We start from the raw sequence: 18,154 nt of genomic DNA on the forward strand, positions 1-18,154 counted from the left end.
CGGGTTTTAAAACACGCCCTAGAAGAACAGCACGTATAATCACCTGCTCACACAAAAAAGCACTGAACAAATTCGTTCAGTGCTTTTTTTTAAGATACATACAGTGTTTTCTGAAAAATATAGTATCAAGTTTATCCGATAGATAATTTCAACATTCATAAAGAGTCTGATTATGAACAGCAGGCGTTAATCTAAATAACGGTCGATCTTAATCTTGTACGGAAATATTAACGGGAATCCATAAATAGTATCTATTCTGCACAGACAGTATCGATAACGGTGCAACAAATAATATAAACACCATAAACATAATCGTAGTTCTGTATAGAAAATGCCTACAGATCGTCACGACTCGACGATTCAGGTAGATCGGAGAATCAGTAATGAAGTTTCTCAAGGATCAGTGGTGAAGTTCCTCGCGGAATCCTTCTCCATGTACATCGTTCACTTCATTGATAACTACGAATGCACGGGGATCGACCGATTTTACGATATTATGTACACGACGAATCTCCTGACGGGAGACGACGCAGTAGGCGACTTCCTTGGCCTGCTTGGAATAAGCGCCAATCGCCGGAATCAGTGTAACTCCGCGATCCATTTCTTTCATAATAATCTCGGCAATCTCTGCGGCATGATCGCTAATGATGGTAAAGGCTTTGCCGGAATAGGCACCTTCCTGAATAAAATCGATAATTTTGGTAGCGATAAATACAGTGACCAGTGTGTATAATACCAGCTCTTTGGAAATGAAAAACAGGGAGCCACCAATAATGATAATATCCAGCGCAAGCATGATCTGGCCGATACTCCAGCCGAATGCCCGGTTCAGGATCGTCGCAATAATATCGGAGCCGCCAGTTGTCCCGCCAAACCGGAATACAATGCCGAGTCCAATCCCTAGTGTAACTCCTGCATACAGCACAGCCAGAATATAATCATGCTGTGTCTGAAAAGGAATGATCCAGCCGATATCAATCATTCGCTCGAATAACCACAGGAAAAAGGTTAGCGCAGCGATTCCTACACCAGTATAGATCATCTGCCTGCGACCGAGCATTTTGAGACCGATCAGGAACAGCGGAATATTGATAATCAGCGTAGACAGCGAGGGAGAGATGCCAAACGCATAATTCAGCAAAATGGTAATCCCCGTTACGCCACCTTCCATTAACTTGTTGGGAATAATAAAATAAAGCAAACCAAATGCGTACACTCCCGCTCCGAATAAAATCGGCAGAATCACGTGGAATTGTCGCCAGAATCGATGTGACATGTTAGCAATACCTCCAGTGGAATAGTAGAATGCAAGGACAATATTTACAGTAAAAAGGATTTGTTTTCAAAATCGCTTTAGGATAACATGGTAATGACATATTCAAAGGGAGTCATATCGCTGGATCATACATAAAAATGATATGAAATCCCCGTTACGGTCCGGCCCATCCTTAACTATATGGGGGAGTCATGGATTCGGCAATAGGCAGTATTGACAGCTCGGTAGAGCGTATACATACCTATACATGGTTTGTAATTTTTATACTATATATTTGGATGTTACGGAGGGATTGGAATGACAGAGAAGTCACTCGCGGAAATGCAAAGAGAGGTAGATGCCTACATTTCCCAATTCAAGGAAGGATACTTTTCACCACTGGCTATGCTGGCGAGAATGTCCGAGGAAGTCGGTGAGCTGGCGCGTGAAGTCAACCATTCCTATGGTGAGAAGCCCAAGAAGAATGACGAAGCGGATAATTCGATCGAGCTGGAACTGGGAGATATCCTGTTTATTACGATTTGTTTTGCCAATTCGCTCGGGATTGATCTGGCAGAAGCGCATGATAAAGTTATGCATAAATTTAATACCCGTGACAAAGATCGCTGGACACGTATCGAAGAGCAGACCGGTGAGAACGATCAATAAATAATGCCGGATCAGATTGTACTGGCTCATTTGACGGATACACACTTATAATAACTATCTATATAATGATAATGAATAGAAGCGGTAAAGGAGATTAATCATGGACAAACCGATTCGTGTAATAGTAGCTGGCGCCGGTGGGCGTATGGGCAAGGAAGTTGTTAAACTGGTACTGGGTGATGAGGAACTGGAGCTGGCAGCAGCTGTCGGTCGTTCCGATGCGGGCCGGGATGCAGGTGAAATGGTAGGAATGGGTACGTCCGGTGTGTTGGTCACTGCCGAACTTCAGGAGGCGTTGGCTGCTGGACAGGCAGATGTATTGGTCGATTTTACAAACCCGGAATTTGCCTATGAACATGCCAATCTGGCGATTGCGGCAGGAGTCCGTCCGGTAATGGGGACTACAGGCTATACCCCTGAGCAGATTGAAGAATTAAATACCAAATGCGAGCAAGCCGGTATTGGCGGATTGATTGCTCCAAACTTCTCGATCGGTGCTATTCTGCTGATGCGTTTCTCGGCTCTTGCCGCCAAGCATTTCCCGCATCTGGAAATTATCGAATACCATGGTGACCAGAAGCTGGATGCACCTTCGGGTACAGCAGTGAAGACCGCAGAGATGATCTCTGAAGTACGTGAATCGATGAAGCAGGGTAATCCCAAGGAAAAAGAAACGATTCCTGGATCGCGTGGTGGAGAATATGATGGATTCCGTATTCACAGTGTTCGTCTGCCAGGGGTATTCGCTCAACAGGAAGTTATATTTGGGAGCTTTGGACAGTCTCTCAAGATTCGTCATGATTCCTACGAACGTGCAGGATACATGCCCGGTGTGAAGATCGGGGTACAGAAAGTAATGGAATATACCGGCATGGTCTATGGATTTGAGCAGTTTGTCGACTGATCGGCATATTATCCTGAATGTCTTGTATCTCTATAATTAAGGCTAATAACGAAGTGACGGAAAAATATACCTATAAATAGATAAATGACAGGAGAGATATCTGTGTTTCACATTGCTTTTATCGCGCATGATCGTAAAAAGGATGAAATGGTTAACTTTGTAACGGCTTATGAACATGTATTTCATGGACATCAGTTGTATTCTACAGGAACAACCGGACTGCGTATTATGGAACAGACCGATCTGAAAATTCACCGCTTTATGTCGGGTCCGCTTGGCGGTGATCAGCAGATTGGTGCGCTGGTAGCCCAGAATGAGCTGGATCTGATTATTTTCCTGCGAGATCCGTTGATGGCACAGCCGCATGAGCCGGATATTACGGCATTACTGCGTATTTGCGATGTGCAGGGAATTCCGGTAGCAACCAATATTGCAACAGCGGAGATTCTGGTCAAAGCACTGGATCGTGGCGATTTTGCATGGCGTGAACTGCCGGATAAATACAAACCGGTGGAGGGTGTGGAATGAGTGAGCAGTTGGACATTCTGATCTTCGGCGCGCACGCAGATGATGCGGAGATTGGAATGGCAGGAACCATTATCAAACATACCGCAGCTGGCCTGCGTGTAGGTATTTGCGAGTTGACCGAAGCAGAGATGTCTTCCAATGGTACCGTGGAGCTGCGCAAACAGGAAGCGGCAGCTGCCGCCGAAGTGATGGGACTTGCTTATCGCAACAATCTTCAGCTGCCTGACCGGGGGCTGGAACGATCACGTGAACAGCTGGATGCGATCACGGCAGAGATTCGCCGCTGTGCACCGAAGATTGTATTTGCTCCCTACTGGGAAGATCGTCATCCCGATCATATGGTATGCAGCAAGCTGGTGGAAGAAGCTGTCTTCAACGCCAAGCTGCGCCGCTATATGCCGGAACTGCCACCGGTTACTGTACAGCAGACGTATTTCTATTTTATTAATGATCCGGGTCCGGCTAATCTAATGGTAGATATCAGTGAGCATTATGAACGCAAAATAGAGACATTATCCTGTTACGCATCCCAGTTTGGAGGTCTTGGCAGCGACAGCGATACTGTAGCTACACCGCTTAATCAAGGGTATGTAGAACGTGTTCGCTACCGCGACTCATTAGCGGGACAGCGCAGTATGACACTCTATGCAGAAGGATTCGTTACCAAAACGCCTTACGTTGTGGATCGGCTTCTATAGTTCTGCGCTTGATATCCGCATTGCACAGCCATCTGTCACAATTGGGATATCCCTTTCGCACAGGTATAACAATAGAAGACAGATGCATAGTATTTCCCTCACAAGATGTAAACTAATGAAGGATTAAAGGAAGGGAGACTGCCCTTATGGACAAGATGCTGAAAATTGGCATCACTTGTTATCCGTCACTTGGCGGATCCGGCGTCGTGGCGACCGAACTTGGCAAGCTGCTTGCCGAAAAAGGGCATGAAGTGCATTTTATTTCGCATAGTGTCCCTTTTCGTCTGGGAACTTTTCACAAAAATATTTTCTATCACGAAGTCGAGGTTAACGACTATTACGTATTCAAATATCCACCGTATGATCTGACACTAGCTAACAAAATGGCGCAGGTAGCCAAAATGCAGCAGCTGGATGTGCTGCATGTACATTATGCGGTACCGCATGCAGTCTGTGCTTTTCTGGCCAAGCAGATGATTGGTGATCATCTGAAAGTGGTAACGACACTGCACGGAACCGATATTACGGTGCTGGCTCAGGATGAATCGCTTAAGGATCTGATTCGTCTGGCAATTAATGAAAGTGATGCAGTGACAGCCGTCTCCAAGGATCTGATCCGTGAGACGCATGAGCTGCTCGATATCACGCGTGATATTGATCTAACTTATAATTTTGTCGACAAACGGGTCTATTATCCACGGGAAACTGCCCAATTATGTGAAGATTTCGGCTTTGGTGATGATCGGATTATTATGCATATTTCCAATTTCCGTCCGGTAAAACGGGTAGGGGATGTAGTGGATACGTTTGCCCGTATTAATGCCGAGATTCCTTCACGCCTGCTGTTTGTTGGAGAAGGACCGGATTTGCCAAAAATTCAGTGGCAGATTCAGGAGCTGGGACTAACCGATCGGGTACATTTCCTGGGTAAACAGGATGATATTCCACAGGTGATCTCGCTGGCGGATATTCTTATGCTGCCTTCCGAAAAAGAAAGCTTTGGACTGGTAGCGCTCGAAGCAATGGCCTGCGGTGTACCGACGATCGGTTCACAGGCAGGTGGGATTCCGGAGCTGGTCATTCATGGAGAGACCGGTTATCTGGCACAAATCGGAGATACGGAAGCAATGGCAGGTTATGCGCTACAGCTGCTGCGTGATCCAATGCTGATGCAGCAGGTACGTGAACAGTGTATCCAGCGTGCGCAGACCGAATTCAGTAATGAAGCGATGTTAAATAAATACGAACAAATTTACTACCGGGTGCTGGGACGCGAGATGTCCAAGCCTTCTCCGGTACAAGGTTGAGAGGGATCGGCAATGGATTGGAAATGGATAGATCCACAAATGGCGGAGCAGGGTATATCTCTGCTCCGTCGTCTGATTGAACAGGGATATGAAGGTTATTTTGTTGGTGGCTGTGTTCGCGATGAACTGATGGGGCGGCCGGTAAACGATATGGATATCGCGACCAATGCCACACCCGAACAGGTAATGAATATATTCGAACACACTATTCCGACAGGGATAGCGCATGGAACGATTACAGTCATTATGAATGGAGAACAGTTTGAGGTAACTACATACCGTACCGAGAGTGACTATACCGATCATCGGCGTCCAGAGCAGGTACAGTTTGTCAGTGATCTGTATGAAGATCTGCGCCGCCGGGATTTTACGATGAATGCGATTGCCCGCGGTATCGACGGCAGTTATGTGGATCCGTTTCATGGCCAGGAAGATCTGGAGCAGGGAATTATACGCTGTGTAGGTGATCCGGAAGAGCGTTTTGAGGAAGATGCACTGCGAATGCTGCGTGGTATACGGTTTTCGTCCGTGTTTGATTTTACGATTGAACCGGCTACCTGGCAGGCACTCGTGCATCGGCGTTCGCTGATTCGGTATATTGCCGCCGAACGTATTCGCGTTGAAATGGAGAAAATGATCGCCGGTCTTTATCCGTTTAAAGGAATCCGTTTGTTACAGGAGAGCGAGCTTGTTCCCGATATGAAAATTAATGTTCCATGTCCGCCGGAACAGCCGGAGCTGCTGATGCGATTGGCTGATATTCCGGCAGACCCCGCTGTACTGCGCTGGACGCTGATTGTGATGGCAATGGGACTGGACAGCGAACGGATGAAGCCGTACATGAAGGAGTGGACATTTTCCAATGCCTTTATGGATCAGGTATCCCGTCTGCTGCGTATGAATGAGCGACTGTTAACTGCTGCAGGTACGGATGCTGAGGAATCTTTATTTGAAGTGTATATATCCGCAGTTGTCCATTACGGACGTGAGACGGCCTTGCAATGGCAGCAACTGTATCCGGTTCTAATGGATAACGAACAGCAGCAGCTCGCGATATTTGCAGAACATGGCAAGCAATGGCTGGATGAAATGAATATATTCAGTCTGGGTGATGTAGAGATCAATGGACAGGAGCTGCTCGCAGCCCTTCAGGCCAAAGGCGGTCCATGGCTGGGCAAGCTGATGAACGAGATTCTGCTGGCGACGGCTGCTGGACAACTGGACAATACACGGGAAGCCATTCTGGACTATGCCCGTCAGCAGTATGAAAAGAGGGATAACTGATGCGCGATGAACAACTATTGGCGCTCTTGACCGATCGCCCGGGTGAATATATCTCAGGGGAAGAGATCAGCCGCCGGATGGCTGTCAGTCGTACCGCAGTATGGAAAGGAATCAATCGGCTCAAGGAGCAAGGATACGAATTCGAATCAGTTACCCGCAAAGGCTACCGAATAACCCGTTATCCGGATCGATTTGATGAAGTGTCCCTGCGCATGCGATTGGATCAGGTAACCTCCTGGGGACAGCCGCTGCATTTGTTCCCCTCTGTTAGTTCAACTCAGGATATCGCACGGGCTCTGGCAGAAGAAGGAGCACCTGAAGGTACATTGGTCATCGCTGAGGAACAGATCAGCGGCCGTGGCCGTCAGGGACGACACTGGCACTCGCCTCCGGGACGTGGTATCTGGATGAGTCTGATTATGCGTCCTGTACAGCCTCTGCAGTATACGCCGCAGCTGACACTGCTGGCAGCAGTCGCAGTCTGTCGTGCGCTGCGAAGTGTGAGTGACCTGAATATCGGTATCAAGTGGCCCAATGATCTATTGATCGACGGACGCAAGGTATGCGGTATTCTGGTAGAATCGGCAGCCGAGGACGGTTATGTACGGCATGCTATCGCAGGGATCGGTATCGATGTGAATCTGGCAGCCGAGGATCTGCCTGAGGAGCTTCAGGCTATTGCCACCTCCCTGCGTATGGAGAGCGGCGGAGATCCGCTGGATCGTACGCTGGTGGTAGCCGCAGTGATCCAGGAACTCGAAGCCATGTATCAGCTGTATAGTCAACAAGGATTCACGGCGATTGCCGCTTTATGGGAAGCATTGGCTTTCTCAATGGGACGGCATCTGACTGTTCATACACCGCAGGGTGAGTTGCAGGGTACAGCTACAGGTCTGGGCAATAACGGAGAGCTGCTGCTCCAGCAAAAAGACGGCAGTATTCTGCCAGTCTATTCCGGTGAAATTCATTTATAAAAAGGTATCAGGGAGATAGCAGCTGGGTCTGCATATCTCCGGTAGGTAAGTAATAAAATGTAATCAACTTTAAATAGTGAAATTGTGGAACGACTCTGGTATACTAGCAGGGAAGACGGTATCGGCATGTCCGAACCGTACTTTATGATGTTAACTTGGTGTAAGCTGGCAGGCGAGCACCATCAGACAGGATGGAGATGCAGCAGGTATTTTTTTCGGTTCGATTATATCCGACCGGCAGCCTGAAGGTAGCTTTTCTGTACGAATGAACACATTTCTGTCTGATTACATTCTGCCCTATCCAAATCATGTATTCTTCGGGATACCCATACGAAGCGAGGTGTTGGCTAACTTCAATTCTGCTCTGAGCCGTGAACTGGACCGAGACAGAAGAGATGATCGCAAAGTGACTCTTTTTTGGACTCTGGACCTTTTTAGTGAATCACTAAAAGGTTTTTTATTTTGTCCAAATACTATATTGATTAGAAGGAGCTTGATGTCACATGGCAGCCAAAACGCCGCTGAATATTGTTAAAATGAAAAAAATGAAAAAAGAAGGCGATCCGATTACGATGGTGACCGCCTATGATTACCCAACCGCCCAGCTGGCAGAAGAAGCCGGCGTAGAAATGCTGCTGATTGGGGATTCACTGGGCAATGTGGTACTGGGATATGATTCGACTATCCCGGTAACGGTAGATGATATTGTCTATCATTCTCGTGCAGTCGCACGTGGAGCACAGTCTACTTTTATCGTGGCGGATCTGCCGTTCATGACATATCACGGAAGTATAGATGAGACACTGCGCAGTGTGAAGCGCATTATGCAGGAAGGTCATGCCCACGCCGTAAAGCTGGAAGGCGGAGCAGAGATTGCCGATACCGTAGCAGCAATTACACGTGCGGGTGTGCCCGTGCTCGCTCATATCGGTCTGACACCGCAATCGGTGCATCAGATCGGTGGGTATCGTGTACAAGGCAAAGACGAACAGGATGCTCAGCGTCTGCTGAATGATGCCAAGACACTCGAAGCTGCAGGCGCATTTGGTGTAGTACTGGAGCTGGTTACGGAAGATACAGCTGCGATGATTACAGGCCAGCTGTCTATCCCGACGATCGGGATCGGAGCAGGACGCGGGTGTGATGGTCAGGTGCTGGTATTTCATGATGTGGTCAAATATACATCCGCTTATCGTGAAAAGCGTTTTGTTAAAACGTATGCCGATATCGGAACTACCATCCGCACAGCTTTGGAAGAGTATGTAAACGAGGTCAAAACACGCGCTTTTCCGGCGGAGCAGCATGCTTTTAATCCAGATCAGGAAGCACTCGACTCCTTATATGGGGCTAAAGGGAAAGGAGAGGAACAAGCGTGAAGGTACTACACAGCATCGCAGAGATTCGTCAGGAAGTGAAAAGCCTTCGCAAACAGCGTTCTCTCCATAATCATGAAGCGACGGTCGGTCTGGTACCTACCATGGGATTCCTGCATGAAGGTCATGCCAGCCTGATGCGCAAAGCCCGTGAAATGAGCGATATCGTGGTAATCAGCATTTTCGTCAATCCGATCCAGTTTGGACCGAATGAAGATTTTGAGCGCTATCCGCGTGATGAACAGCGCGATCTGGCGTTAGCGGAAGCAGAAGGTGTAGATATTGTATTCCTGCCGGCGGTAGAGGTAATGTATCCATCGCCAACTAAGACGCATGTGAGCGTAGCAGAACTGACCGATACACTTTGCGGCGCATCTCGTCCGGGTCATTTTGATGGTGTATCGACTGTAGTCACCAAGCTGTTCAATATCGTCAAACCGGATCATGCCTTTTTCGGAGCCAAGGATGCCCAGCAGGTAGCCGTTATTCGCCAGATGGTGGATGATCTGAATATGGATATCGAGATTGTTCCTTGCCCAATTGTTCGTGAACAAGATGGATTGGCACTTAGTTCACGCAATGTCTATCTCTCGGCAGAAGAGCGTGAGCAGGCATTGGTATTATCCCGTTCCCTGCGTCTGGCTAGTGAAGAAATAATCAGTAATCCGCAGATGACAGCTGGTCAGGTACGCGAACTTCTACGCCGGGAAATCGGTACTTCTGCTATCGCCGTTATCGATTACGCAGAGATTCTGTCATTCCCGCAGCTGGAAGTGCTCGCTGACGATACTGTTCTTTATCAATGTAATGGAGAAATCATTATGGCGCTGGCTGTCAAATTCGGTCCAACCCGTCTGATCGATAATGTAATCATGGAAACGAAAGGTGTGTCCCTTCATGTATAGAACAATGATGAAATCCAAAATCCATCGTGCTACGGTGACAGAAGCCAACCTGAACTACGTCGGCAGTATTACAATCGACGAAGATCTGATGGAAGCTGCAGATCTGCTGGAAAATGAAAAAGTGCAGATCGTTAACAACAACAATGGCGCTCGTCTGGAGACGTATGTGATTACCGGTCCACGCGGCAGCGGTGTTGTTTGCCTGAATGGGGCAGCTGCACGTCTGGTACAGCCTGGTGATACGGTTATTATTATCTCCTACGGCATGATGAGCCATGAAGAACTTCAGGAACATCGTCCAACTGTTGTATTCGTGGACGGTCAAAACAAACCGGTAATGGAAGCCCACAAAGAGGTTCATGCTACCATTATGTAACGCGAATGATATACATGGAGCTATGAACCGGATCTGCAGTCTGTCCAGGTAGATAATATGCGTAGGCGTACTAGAGGAAATCATGTATAATAAAAGAAACATAACGCCTAAGCAAGGTGATACTGCGTGCCTGTCAAACACGTCATGTATCACCTTTTTTTATGCATCTACAGAATAAAGGGGCGGTCGGGGAGAGATTGCTGGGCAGCCGCGATAATGGGGATGCCGAATGCGTCAGTTTCCGTCACCTCGCCACGTTTTCAAAACCGTCCTGTTCTGGTATGCTGATAGGTGAACATTTTGACATCAGGTGTGACGACTGCAAGGAAAGGATTTAGACATCCATGAAATTTGCCGTACTGGATTTTGAGACAACAGGAACCCAGTCCTCGGATGATATCATTCAGGTGGGTCTTGCTGTTATAGATCATGATTTAACGATTACACAGGTATACAGCTCCATGGTCAAACCCGGAGGGAAGATTCCTCCATTTATTACCGGATTAACGGGTATTCGCAACGAAGATGTAGCAGACGCTCCAGAACTGGATGACGTGATGCTGGAGATGATTCCGCTACTGGAAGATGCAGTGCTGGTCGGACATAATGTAGCTTTTGATTTGGGCTTTTTGCAGCGTGCACTGGACCGTACCGGTTATTTGCCGTTTACCGGCAGAGTGCTGGATACGATGGATTTCCTGCGTGTATTTTTCCCGAATCTGCCTAGTTATCAGCTGAGTATGGTCAGCAGCTCGCTTGGATTCGAACATGATCGTCCCCATCAGGCGGATAGTGATGCACTGGCGACAGCCTATGTATTTCTGAAATGCCTGGAAGAATTGGATGGTCTGCCGCTGATTACAGTACAGCGCCTGGCAGAGCTGTTCGACAATCAGGATAGTGATCTGGGCTGGTACTTTGATGGTGTGCGCATGCAGCGTGAAGCACAGCCGGCACAGGATCTGGATGAACATCGATTCTACCGCCAGCTTGCGCTGAAAGTAGGCGACTGGATGGATATCCCTTCTGCCGAGGAAGCAAGAGAAGGCATGCCGCTGGCAGATGTGTCCTTTGATGAGTTCCTGGAACAGGTCAAAGACAACTTGCGCAAGCTGCTGCCGGATTATGAAGAACGTGAGCCGCAGAATCAGATGTTTGACGAAGTAGTACGCGCACTTACGGATGAGAAGCATTTATTGATTGAAGCAGGAACCGGAACGGGCAAATCGCTTGGTTATTTGCTGCCTTCCATTTATCATAGCGTCAAAAACAGCGAGAGAGTTATGGTCAGCACGCATACGATTAATTTGCAGGAACAGCTGCGCGAACGGGATGTTCCGCTGCTGACACAAGTGATTCCGTTTGCTTTTCGTGCTGCCGTGTTCAAGGGACGCCAGCATTATTTGTGTCTGCGCAAATTTGAGCATAAAATAAATACAAAGGAATTTCAGAGTCCCAAGGAAGATGTGCTGATCGCTGCCCAGATGATTGTCTGGCTGACAGCTACCGAGACCGGGGATGATGAAGAGCTCAATATGGGCAACCGCGGTGGCGATTTCTGGGAAACGGTCGCCAGTGATACCGATTCCTGTCTGGGACGTGCTTGTCCATGGTTCCGGCAGTGCTTTTATCACCGAGCCAAGCATGAAGCCGGTGCAGCAGATGTGGTAATTACGAACCATTCCAAGCTGTTTACCGATATCAAGGCTGGACATCAGCTGCTGCCTGCCTACGAGCATCTGGTTATTGATGAGGCTCATCATCTTGAAGATGTAGCCGGCAAACATCTGGGCATGCACATGAAATATTTCACATTGGTTCATCCAATGCTGCGTCTGTTCAAGGACAGCAAGACCGGTCAGCTGGCGATTTTGCGTCAGCAGCTGGGATCTTCTGGCAGTGAACGCGGTATGGAGTGGGCAATAGCCATCGATAATCTGTATCCGGAACTAACAGATGTTAAAGAAGACTGGGATAAGCTTAGTGAGCTGTTGTTCGCTCTGCTGCCACAGCGCAGTGATGCGGCTCCAGGCGAGGCTGCGCAGTTTACCCTTCGTCTGCTGCCGCAAAAGAAACCGGAAGAATGGGCCGAAATCGCGGAGCTGGAAAATCGGATTTATATTGGTCTTAGCCAGATTATCCGTAAGGGTGAACAGGTCATGAACAAGATCAAGGAATCGGATGAGGTGCTGGATAGCGATGGACTCGTAACCGATGTATCGGGACTATTCAAGGATCTGACCGGTGTTCGCGATGATCTTCGTCATTTTATCAAGCTGGATAGTGACGATACGGTCTACTGGTATGAAGCGAACGGCAATTATCGCAGCAAATCGCTGCAGATGTATGCTGTTCCGGTCGATGTCAGCCAGCAGCTCAAAGAGCATTTCTTTGACAAAAAGAAAAGTATTGTGCTGACATCTGCAACACTGTCGATCGACAAAAATTTCCAGTACATGATCGAACAACTGGGGCTTAAGGAAGCCGAGCAGCAGGGCAAGCTGAATACCTCGATGCTGGAATCTCCGTTTAATTACCGGGAACAGTCACTTGTACTGATCCCAAGAGACTTCCCAAGCGTGAAGGGAAGTGTCGGTGATGAACACTTTGTCAGCATGCTGGCCCGTTCGCTGGCAGATGCTGCCGAGGCAACGCGCGGACGTATGCTGGTCTTATTTACTTCTTATCGCATGCTCAAGCAGGTGTACGAGCCTCTGAAGGAGAAATTATCACAGAGCGATATTGCCGTATTCGGACAGGGTGTGGATGGAGGCAGCCGGACCAAGCTGACCCGCCGTTTCCAGGAGCATCCGGCCTGCGTACTGCTGGGGACGAGCAGCTTCTGGGAAGGCGTCGATATTCCCGGAGAGGCACTGACCTGTCTGGCGATTGTGCGACTGCCTTTCCAGCCGCCCAATCATCCATTGGTAGAAGCCAAAAGTGAACGGCTCAAAAAAGAGAAGAAAAATCCATTTATGAAATTATCTGTACCACAGGCAGTTATCCGGTTCAAGCAGGGCTTTGGCAGACTGGTCCGGACAGCGAATGACCGCGGTATTGTACTTATCTATGATACCCGTGTTATCGAATCGTATTATGGTAAGCACTTCCTGTATTCGCTGCCCGGTCCCAAAATGGAACATATGCCTACGCAGCAAATGGTTCCCCGTATTGCGGAATGGCTGAGCCATCGTGAGAACGAGAAGGATGCTGCAAATCAAGAGGGGGAGCAAGCATGAAATCCGATAAAATATCAGAAGCGGTCGTGCGAAGATTACCTGTCTACCTAAGATACCTGAACGAGCTGCATACCCGTGAGGTACCCACTGTATCTTCGCAGGAGCTGGGACAAAAACTGGATCTCAACCCAGCCCAAATTCGTAAAGACCTTGCTTATTTTGGTGATTTTGGTCGTAAAGGAATCGGATATGATGTATCCTATCTGATTGAGAAGATACGTCATATCCTGAAGCTTGATCAGCAGATCAATGTCGCGCTGATTGGAGCAGGTAATCTGGGACACGCGCTTTCCAACTATAATGTCTATCTGCAGGAGACGATGAAGATTATAGCAATCTTTGATTCGTATACACCCAAGGTAGGGACCCAGATTAATACGCTGACTGTACAGCCGATAGATGAGCTGTCCGAGACAGTGAAGTCCAAGCATATCCGGGTCGGTATTATTACCGTTCCCAATACCGAGGCACAGCGTGTTGCCGATCAGCTGATTGAAGCAGGCATCGAGGCGATTCTGAATTTTGCACCGATTATCCTGAAAACACCACCACATGTACGTGTGCATACAGCAGATTTTACTACCGATCTGCTGAGTCTGGCCTACTACCTTGAAGATGGAAAGGAATTAGAGACGAATGAACAACTCACCGAGTAAATGGATGATCAAAAACGGAATCTTCGCAGCTTCCCATGGAGAAAAATCTGTATTATACGGACACATGGTTATCGAGAATGATGTGATTACTTATCTGGGCGAAGAGGAGCCTGCTGATCAGGAAGGCATGACGATCGTAGACGGTAGACATCAATTCTTTATTCCCGGATTAGTGAACAGTCATGGTCATGCGGCCATGTCCTTGCTGCGCGGTTATGGAGATGATCTGGCTCTGCAAGTATGGTTGCAGGAGAAAATGTGGCCGATGGAAGCCAAATTTACGAGTGATGATGTCTACATCGGTACAGCACTGTCTGTTCTGGAAATGCTCAAAGGCGGCACAACAACATTCCTTGATATGTATGACCGTTCCGAGCGTGTTGCCGAAGTCGTTGAGCAATCCGGCATGCGCGCAGTCCTGATGCGCGGCGTTATCGGTCTGTGCTCGGAAGAAGAGCAGAACGAGAAGCTTAACCAGGCGGTACAATTCGTACGCGACTGGCATGGTCAAGCGAATGGACGCATCACCACAATGATGTCTCCACATGCCCCGTACACTTGTCCACCGGCATTTATCGAGAAATTCGTGCAGGCTGCTCATGATCTGGATGTTCCACTGCATACCCATATGTCCGAGACCGTGGCTGAGGTAGAACAAAACGTACGTGACTACGGTCTGCGTCCGGTAGATCATCTGGAAAAACTGGGTGTATTCACTCGTCCAACCTTGCTGGCACATGCTGTTCATCTGACTGATGAAGAGATTCAAAAACTGGCTGCCCACAAAGCAACCATTTCTCATAACCCGGGCAGCAACCTTAAGCTGGCGAGTGGTGTAGCACGTGTACCTGATCTGCTGCGTGCAGGCGTAGTTGTATCCCTGGGTACGGATGGACCTGCAAGCAATAACAATCTGGATATGTTTGAAGAAATGCGCCTGGCCGCATTGATCCATAAAGGCGTATCCGGTGATCCTACGGCTGTACCTGCACTGGAAGCTCTGCGTATGGGTACCGAATATGGTGCCAAATCCGTATTCCTGGATAACACAGGCGTATTTGCAGTGGGAATGAAAGCCGATATCACATCTCTGAATATCGATCAGCCTCATTTCCTGCCGTTTACGGACTTTATCTCTCACACGGTATATTCAGCCAGCGCCAAAGATGTACTGCATGTCTGGGTAGACGGCAAGCAGCTAATCAAAGATGGCGTATCGCTGACGTTGGATGAAGAAAAAATCCGCCGTGAAGCACAGCTTGCTTTTGAAGGTTTGCTCACACGCTAACCGCAAGTTGAACAGAAAGGATGGCGTGTCTTGCGAAATTTGGGAAGTGGCAAGTGGATAGCGATTATTATTACAGTAGTAGGTCTAATAGTACTATGTGTGAACCAGTTCTATGTGCATGTTATGGCCAAGCCATGGAGCCATGAACAGGAAGCGCTGGAGATTGCCCAGAAGCAGGCTAACCTGACTTCGCTTACCCGCACGTACCAGTCGGTCTGGAATGAAAAGTCGATCTATTGGGTAGTGCAGGGACAGAATGATCAGCAGCAGGAAGTAATGGTCTGGGTCAAATTTAATAAAGACGGCACTCCGGTACAGGGAGCCAATGCTGTACATGTAGAGAAAACAGCAGGAACCATAAATGTACAACAGGTGGATCAGCTGGTACAAAAAGATCTGCCAGGTGCTGAAGTGGTTCGTACCCTACCGGGTTCGTACAACGGTAAATACACATGGCAGGTATTCGCCAAATCAGGAGATCATTATTACTATGTATTTTACAACTTCCGTGATGGCACCAAGCTGGGTGGACCGATGGAGCTGCCTAACACATTGTCCGGCAATTAATCCGGCGATATTGTTACCAGGTCATGAATGATTAACAACGATCCATAAGAAAATGAATATAAAAAGCGGCTGCAGAGATAGTAATCTCATATGCAGCCGCTTTTTTGTATATTATCACCTATTCTGCGTAGAGAATGACGTACATCCTAGCGGGAAGCCTATGGAGTCTGCACCAGAGTCTGTCGATGATCTCGATGCGGAGTGTCCAGCAGCAGCGTGTTGATCCCGTTAATCAGCGCCAATGCACTGGCCCGAATAATATCCGTATCCATCGCTCGGCCGGAATAGGTCTGTCCTTCGTAATCAATCTGTACGCTGACACGTCCGATCGCTTCCTGACCTCGTGAGATGCTGTTGATTTTGTAATGTCTCAGACTGATATCGATTCCGGTCAATTGACGAACCACACTGTATAGCGCATCAATCGGACCGTCACCGGTAGAGCTTCCCGTATACACCGATTCGCCTTTACGCAGCTGTACGGTAGCAGTGGGATGCAGATCTCCTGTGATGACTTGAAAAGAATCAAGAGAATATAGTTTGTCGGATTCATTACGGTTGGAAGATTCACTGAGCAGAAACAGCAGGTCATGATCATAGATTTCCTTTTTACGATCAGCCAGTTCCAGGAATGCGGCAAATAATGCTTCTACTTCTTCAGGCTGACGATCGCCATAGCCCAGTTTGCCGATTGCATTACGAAAGGCATGGCGTCCGGACCGTGCGGTCAGGATCAGTTCCATAGCACCCGCACCGACCTGCTCGGGAGACATAATCTCATATACATTCTTGTCCTTGAGCAGTCCATCCTGATGAATGCCCGAAGAGTGGGCAAATGCATTTTCTCCTGTAATGGCTTTGTTTACCTGCACATCAAGACCGGTCAGATGCGTCAGCAGCCGTGAGGTATTCATCAATTCTTCGGTACGTATACCCGTTGTACAGCGGTAGAGGTCTTCTTTGACCTTGAGTGCCATTACCACTTCTTCAAGTGACGTATTACCGGCACGTTCGCCAAGGCCATTAATCGTACATTCTACTTTTTGGGCACCATTACGTATCGCACTCAGCGTATTGGCAGTCGCCATGCCCAGGTCATTATGACAATGAACACTCAGCATAACCCGATCATTCAGATTCTGAAGCCGGTCATGAATACGATGGATCAGATGTCCAAATTCATCCGGTTCCGCATAACCAACCGTATCAGGAATATTGATAATAGTCGCACCTGCCCGTACCACGGCCTCAATCGTTTGCCATAAATATTCAAAGTCGGATCTTGAAGCATCTTCGGTCGAATACTGGACTTCAGGCAGCAGCGTACGTGCATATTTGACAGCATCAACCCCCATTTGACGGACAGCTTCATGAGAACGTTGAAATTTGCTCGTTACGTGTACATTGGAAGTACCCAGCACAATATGAATAAATGGATGCTCTGCAGCTTTGATGCTTTGATAAACAGCGTCAATATCCGAAGATACCGCTCGTGCCAGTGCGGTTACTGCCATGGATTGACCGGTAATAGCTGCAATTCGCTGTACAGCCTCAAAATCCCCACGGGAAGAAGCGGGAAAGCCGGCTTCAATCATATCCACTTGCAGCCTTTTGAGTTGATGGGCAAATTCGATTTTTTGCTCCAGATTCATTCGTGCCCCAGGTACCTGTTCGCCATCACGCAGTGTTGTATCCAGTACAATAATATTACGGTTCATATCCATTCCTCCTGAGTAATAGTGGTGATTCTCCATACATAACCGATACAACTTTCAACCATATCCCTAAACCATATATATAAAGCGGGGCTGCCCTGACCCGGAATCAGAACAGCAAAAAGCCCCGTCTCTGTTATAGAGACGGGGCTGAACCCGCGGTACCACTCTAATTGATAACCCGATAGTACAGGGTATCATCTTTTTCGATGGCAATCACCATCTATCCCTGTAACGGTGGAAGTCCGGCATACCCTACATATCAGGCAGCTGTTCATAGATCAGTTCGGAATGATATGCGCTACCGCTTTGCACCAACCAGCGGCTCTCTGTAAGGTTTATCAATCCTACTACTTCTAATCAGCACATTTGGCTATTATTAAGATTCAAGTATAATATATAACAAGAACATTATA

Annotated in this window: 16 protein-coding genes and 1 other annotated feature; of the genes, 14 read left to right on the forward strand and 2 right to left on the reverse strand. The window is 47.9% G+C overall.

Going from position 1 to position 18,154, the window contains the following annotated elements:
* Window positions 1-400 precede the first annotated feature (400 nt).
* Window positions 401-1,276 (reverse strand): YitT family protein, encoded by an 876-nt coding sequence (locus tag H065_RS0109915; protein WP_017812895.1) that lies wholly within the window; start codon window positions 1,274-1,276, stop codon window positions 401-403.
* Window positions 1,277-1,573: 297 nt separating this feature from the next.
* Here H065_RS0109915 and H065_RS0109920 point away from each other — a divergent pair, with 297 nt between their 5' ends.
* The 14 genes from H065_RS0109920 (at window position 1,574) to H065_RS0109985 (ending at window position 16,023) form a co-directional block, all read left to right on the forward strand.
* Window positions 1,574-1,924, forward strand: a complete 351-nt coding sequence (locus H065_RS0109920; protein WP_017812896.1) for a nucleotide pyrophosphohydrolase — start codon at window positions 1,574-1,576, stop codon at window positions 1,922-1,924.
* Between the two features lie 100 nt (window positions 1,925-2,024).
* A complete protein-coding gene (gene dapB / locus H065_RS0109925; protein WP_017812897.1) occupies window positions 2,025-2,828 on the forward strand; it encodes a 4-hydroxy-tetrahydrodipicolinate reductase in 804 nt (267 codons plus the stop codon).
* A 102-nt stretch (window positions 2,829-2,930) separates the two neighbouring features.
* Complete coding sequence (mgsA, locus tag H065_RS0109930; protein ID WP_017812898.1) at window positions 2,931-3,356, forward strand: methylglyoxal synthase; 426 nt, start codon at window positions 2,931-2,933, stop codon at window positions 3,354-3,356.
* Entirely contained in the window at window positions 3,353-4,054 is a 702-nt protein-coding gene (gene bshB1 / locus H065_RS0109935; RefSeq protein WP_017812899.1) for a bacillithiol biosynthesis deacetylase BshB1, read from the forward strand. The genes mgsA and bshB1 overlap by 4 nt, the downstream gene beginning before the upstream one ends.
* Before the next feature lie 146 nt (window positions 4,055-4,200).
* Window positions 4,201-5,361 (forward strand): N-acetyl-alpha-D-glucosaminyl L-malate synthase BshA, encoded by a 1,161-nt coding sequence (gene bshA / locus H065_RS0109940; protein WP_017812900.1) that lies wholly within the window; start codon window positions 4,201-4,203, stop codon window positions 5,359-5,361.
* Window positions 5,362-5,373: 12 nt separating this feature from the next.
* Window positions 5,374-6,645, forward strand: a complete 1,272-nt coding sequence (locus H065_RS0109945) for a CCA tRNA nucleotidyltransferase (RefSeq protein WP_017812901.1) — start codon at window positions 5,374-5,376, stop codon at window positions 6,643-6,645.
* The gene (locus tag H065_RS0109950; RefSeq protein WP_017812902.1) at window positions 6,645-7,619 is read left to right on the forward strand and encodes a biotin--[acetyl-CoA-carboxylase] ligase; all 975 of its coding nucleotides are present in this window, start codon (window positions 6,645-6,647) and stop codon (window positions 7,617-7,619) included. Before H065_RS0109945 ends, H065_RS0109950 begins: the two co-directional genes overlap by 1 nt.
* A 503-nt stretch (window positions 7,620-8,122) precedes the next feature.
* The gene (gene panB, locus H065_RS0109955) at window positions 8,123-8,995 is read left to right on the forward strand and encodes a 3-methyl-2-oxobutanoate hydroxymethyltransferase (protein ID WP_017812903.1); all 873 of its coding nucleotides are present in this window, start codon (window positions 8,123-8,125) and stop codon (window positions 8,993-8,995) included.
* Window positions 8,992-9,897, forward strand: a complete 906-nt coding sequence (panC, locus tag H065_RS0109960) for a pantoate--beta-alanine ligase (RefSeq protein ID WP_017812904.1) — start codon at window positions 8,992-8,994, stop codon at window positions 9,895-9,897. Before panB ends, panC begins: the two co-directional genes overlap by 4 nt.
* On the forward strand, window positions 9,890-10,273 hold the full coding sequence (gene panD / locus H065_RS0109965; RefSeq protein ID WP_017812905.1) for an aspartate 1-decarboxylase: 384 nt from the start codon (window positions 9,890-9,892) through the stop codon (window positions 10,271-10,273). The genes panC and panD overlap by 8 nt, the downstream gene beginning before the upstream one ends.
* A gap of 344 nt (window positions 10,274-10,617) precedes the next feature.
* On the forward strand, window positions 10,618-13,512 hold the full coding sequence (gene dinG, locus H065_RS0109970; RefSeq protein WP_017812906.1) for an ATP-dependent DNA helicase DinG: 2,895 nt from the start codon (window positions 10,618-10,620) through the stop codon (window positions 13,510-13,512).
* On the forward strand, window positions 13,509-14,168 hold the full coding sequence (locus H065_RS0109975) for a redox-sensing transcriptional repressor Rex (RefSeq protein WP_017812907.1): 660 nt from the start codon (window positions 13,509-13,511) through the stop codon (window positions 14,166-14,168). Before dinG ends, H065_RS0109975 begins: the two co-directional genes overlap by 4 nt.
* Complete coding sequence (locus H065_RS0109980; RefSeq protein ID WP_017812908.1) at window positions 14,149-15,456, forward strand: amidohydrolase; 1,308 nt, start codon at window positions 14,149-14,151, stop codon at window positions 15,454-15,456. The genes H065_RS0109975 and H065_RS0109980 overlap by 20 nt, the downstream gene beginning before the upstream one ends.
* A 30-nt stretch (window positions 15,457-15,486) precedes the next feature.
* Window positions 15,487-16,023, forward strand: a complete 537-nt coding sequence (locus H065_RS0109985) for a cell wall elongation regulator TseB-like domain-containing protein (RefSeq protein WP_017812909.1) — start codon at window positions 15,487-15,489, stop codon at window positions 16,021-16,023.
* A gap of 158 nt (window positions 16,024-16,181) precedes the next feature.
* Here the strand turns inward: H065_RS0109985 and H065_RS0109990 are convergent, their stop codons facing one another.
* Complete coding sequence (locus tag H065_RS0109990; RefSeq protein WP_017812910.1) at window positions 16,182-17,741, reverse strand: 2-isopropylmalate synthase; 1,560 nt, start codon at window positions 17,739-17,741, stop codon at window positions 16,182-16,184.
* 134 nt (window positions 17,742-17,875) lie between these two features.
* Window positions 17,876-18,111, reverse strand: a binding site (T-box leader).
* Window positions 18,112-18,154: the final 43 nt, after the last annotated feature.

The organism is Paenibacillus shenyangensis (assembly GCF_000346635.1).
GTDB lineage: Bacteria > Bacillota > Bacilli > Paenibacillales > Paenibacillaceae > Saccharibacillus > Saccharibacillus dauci.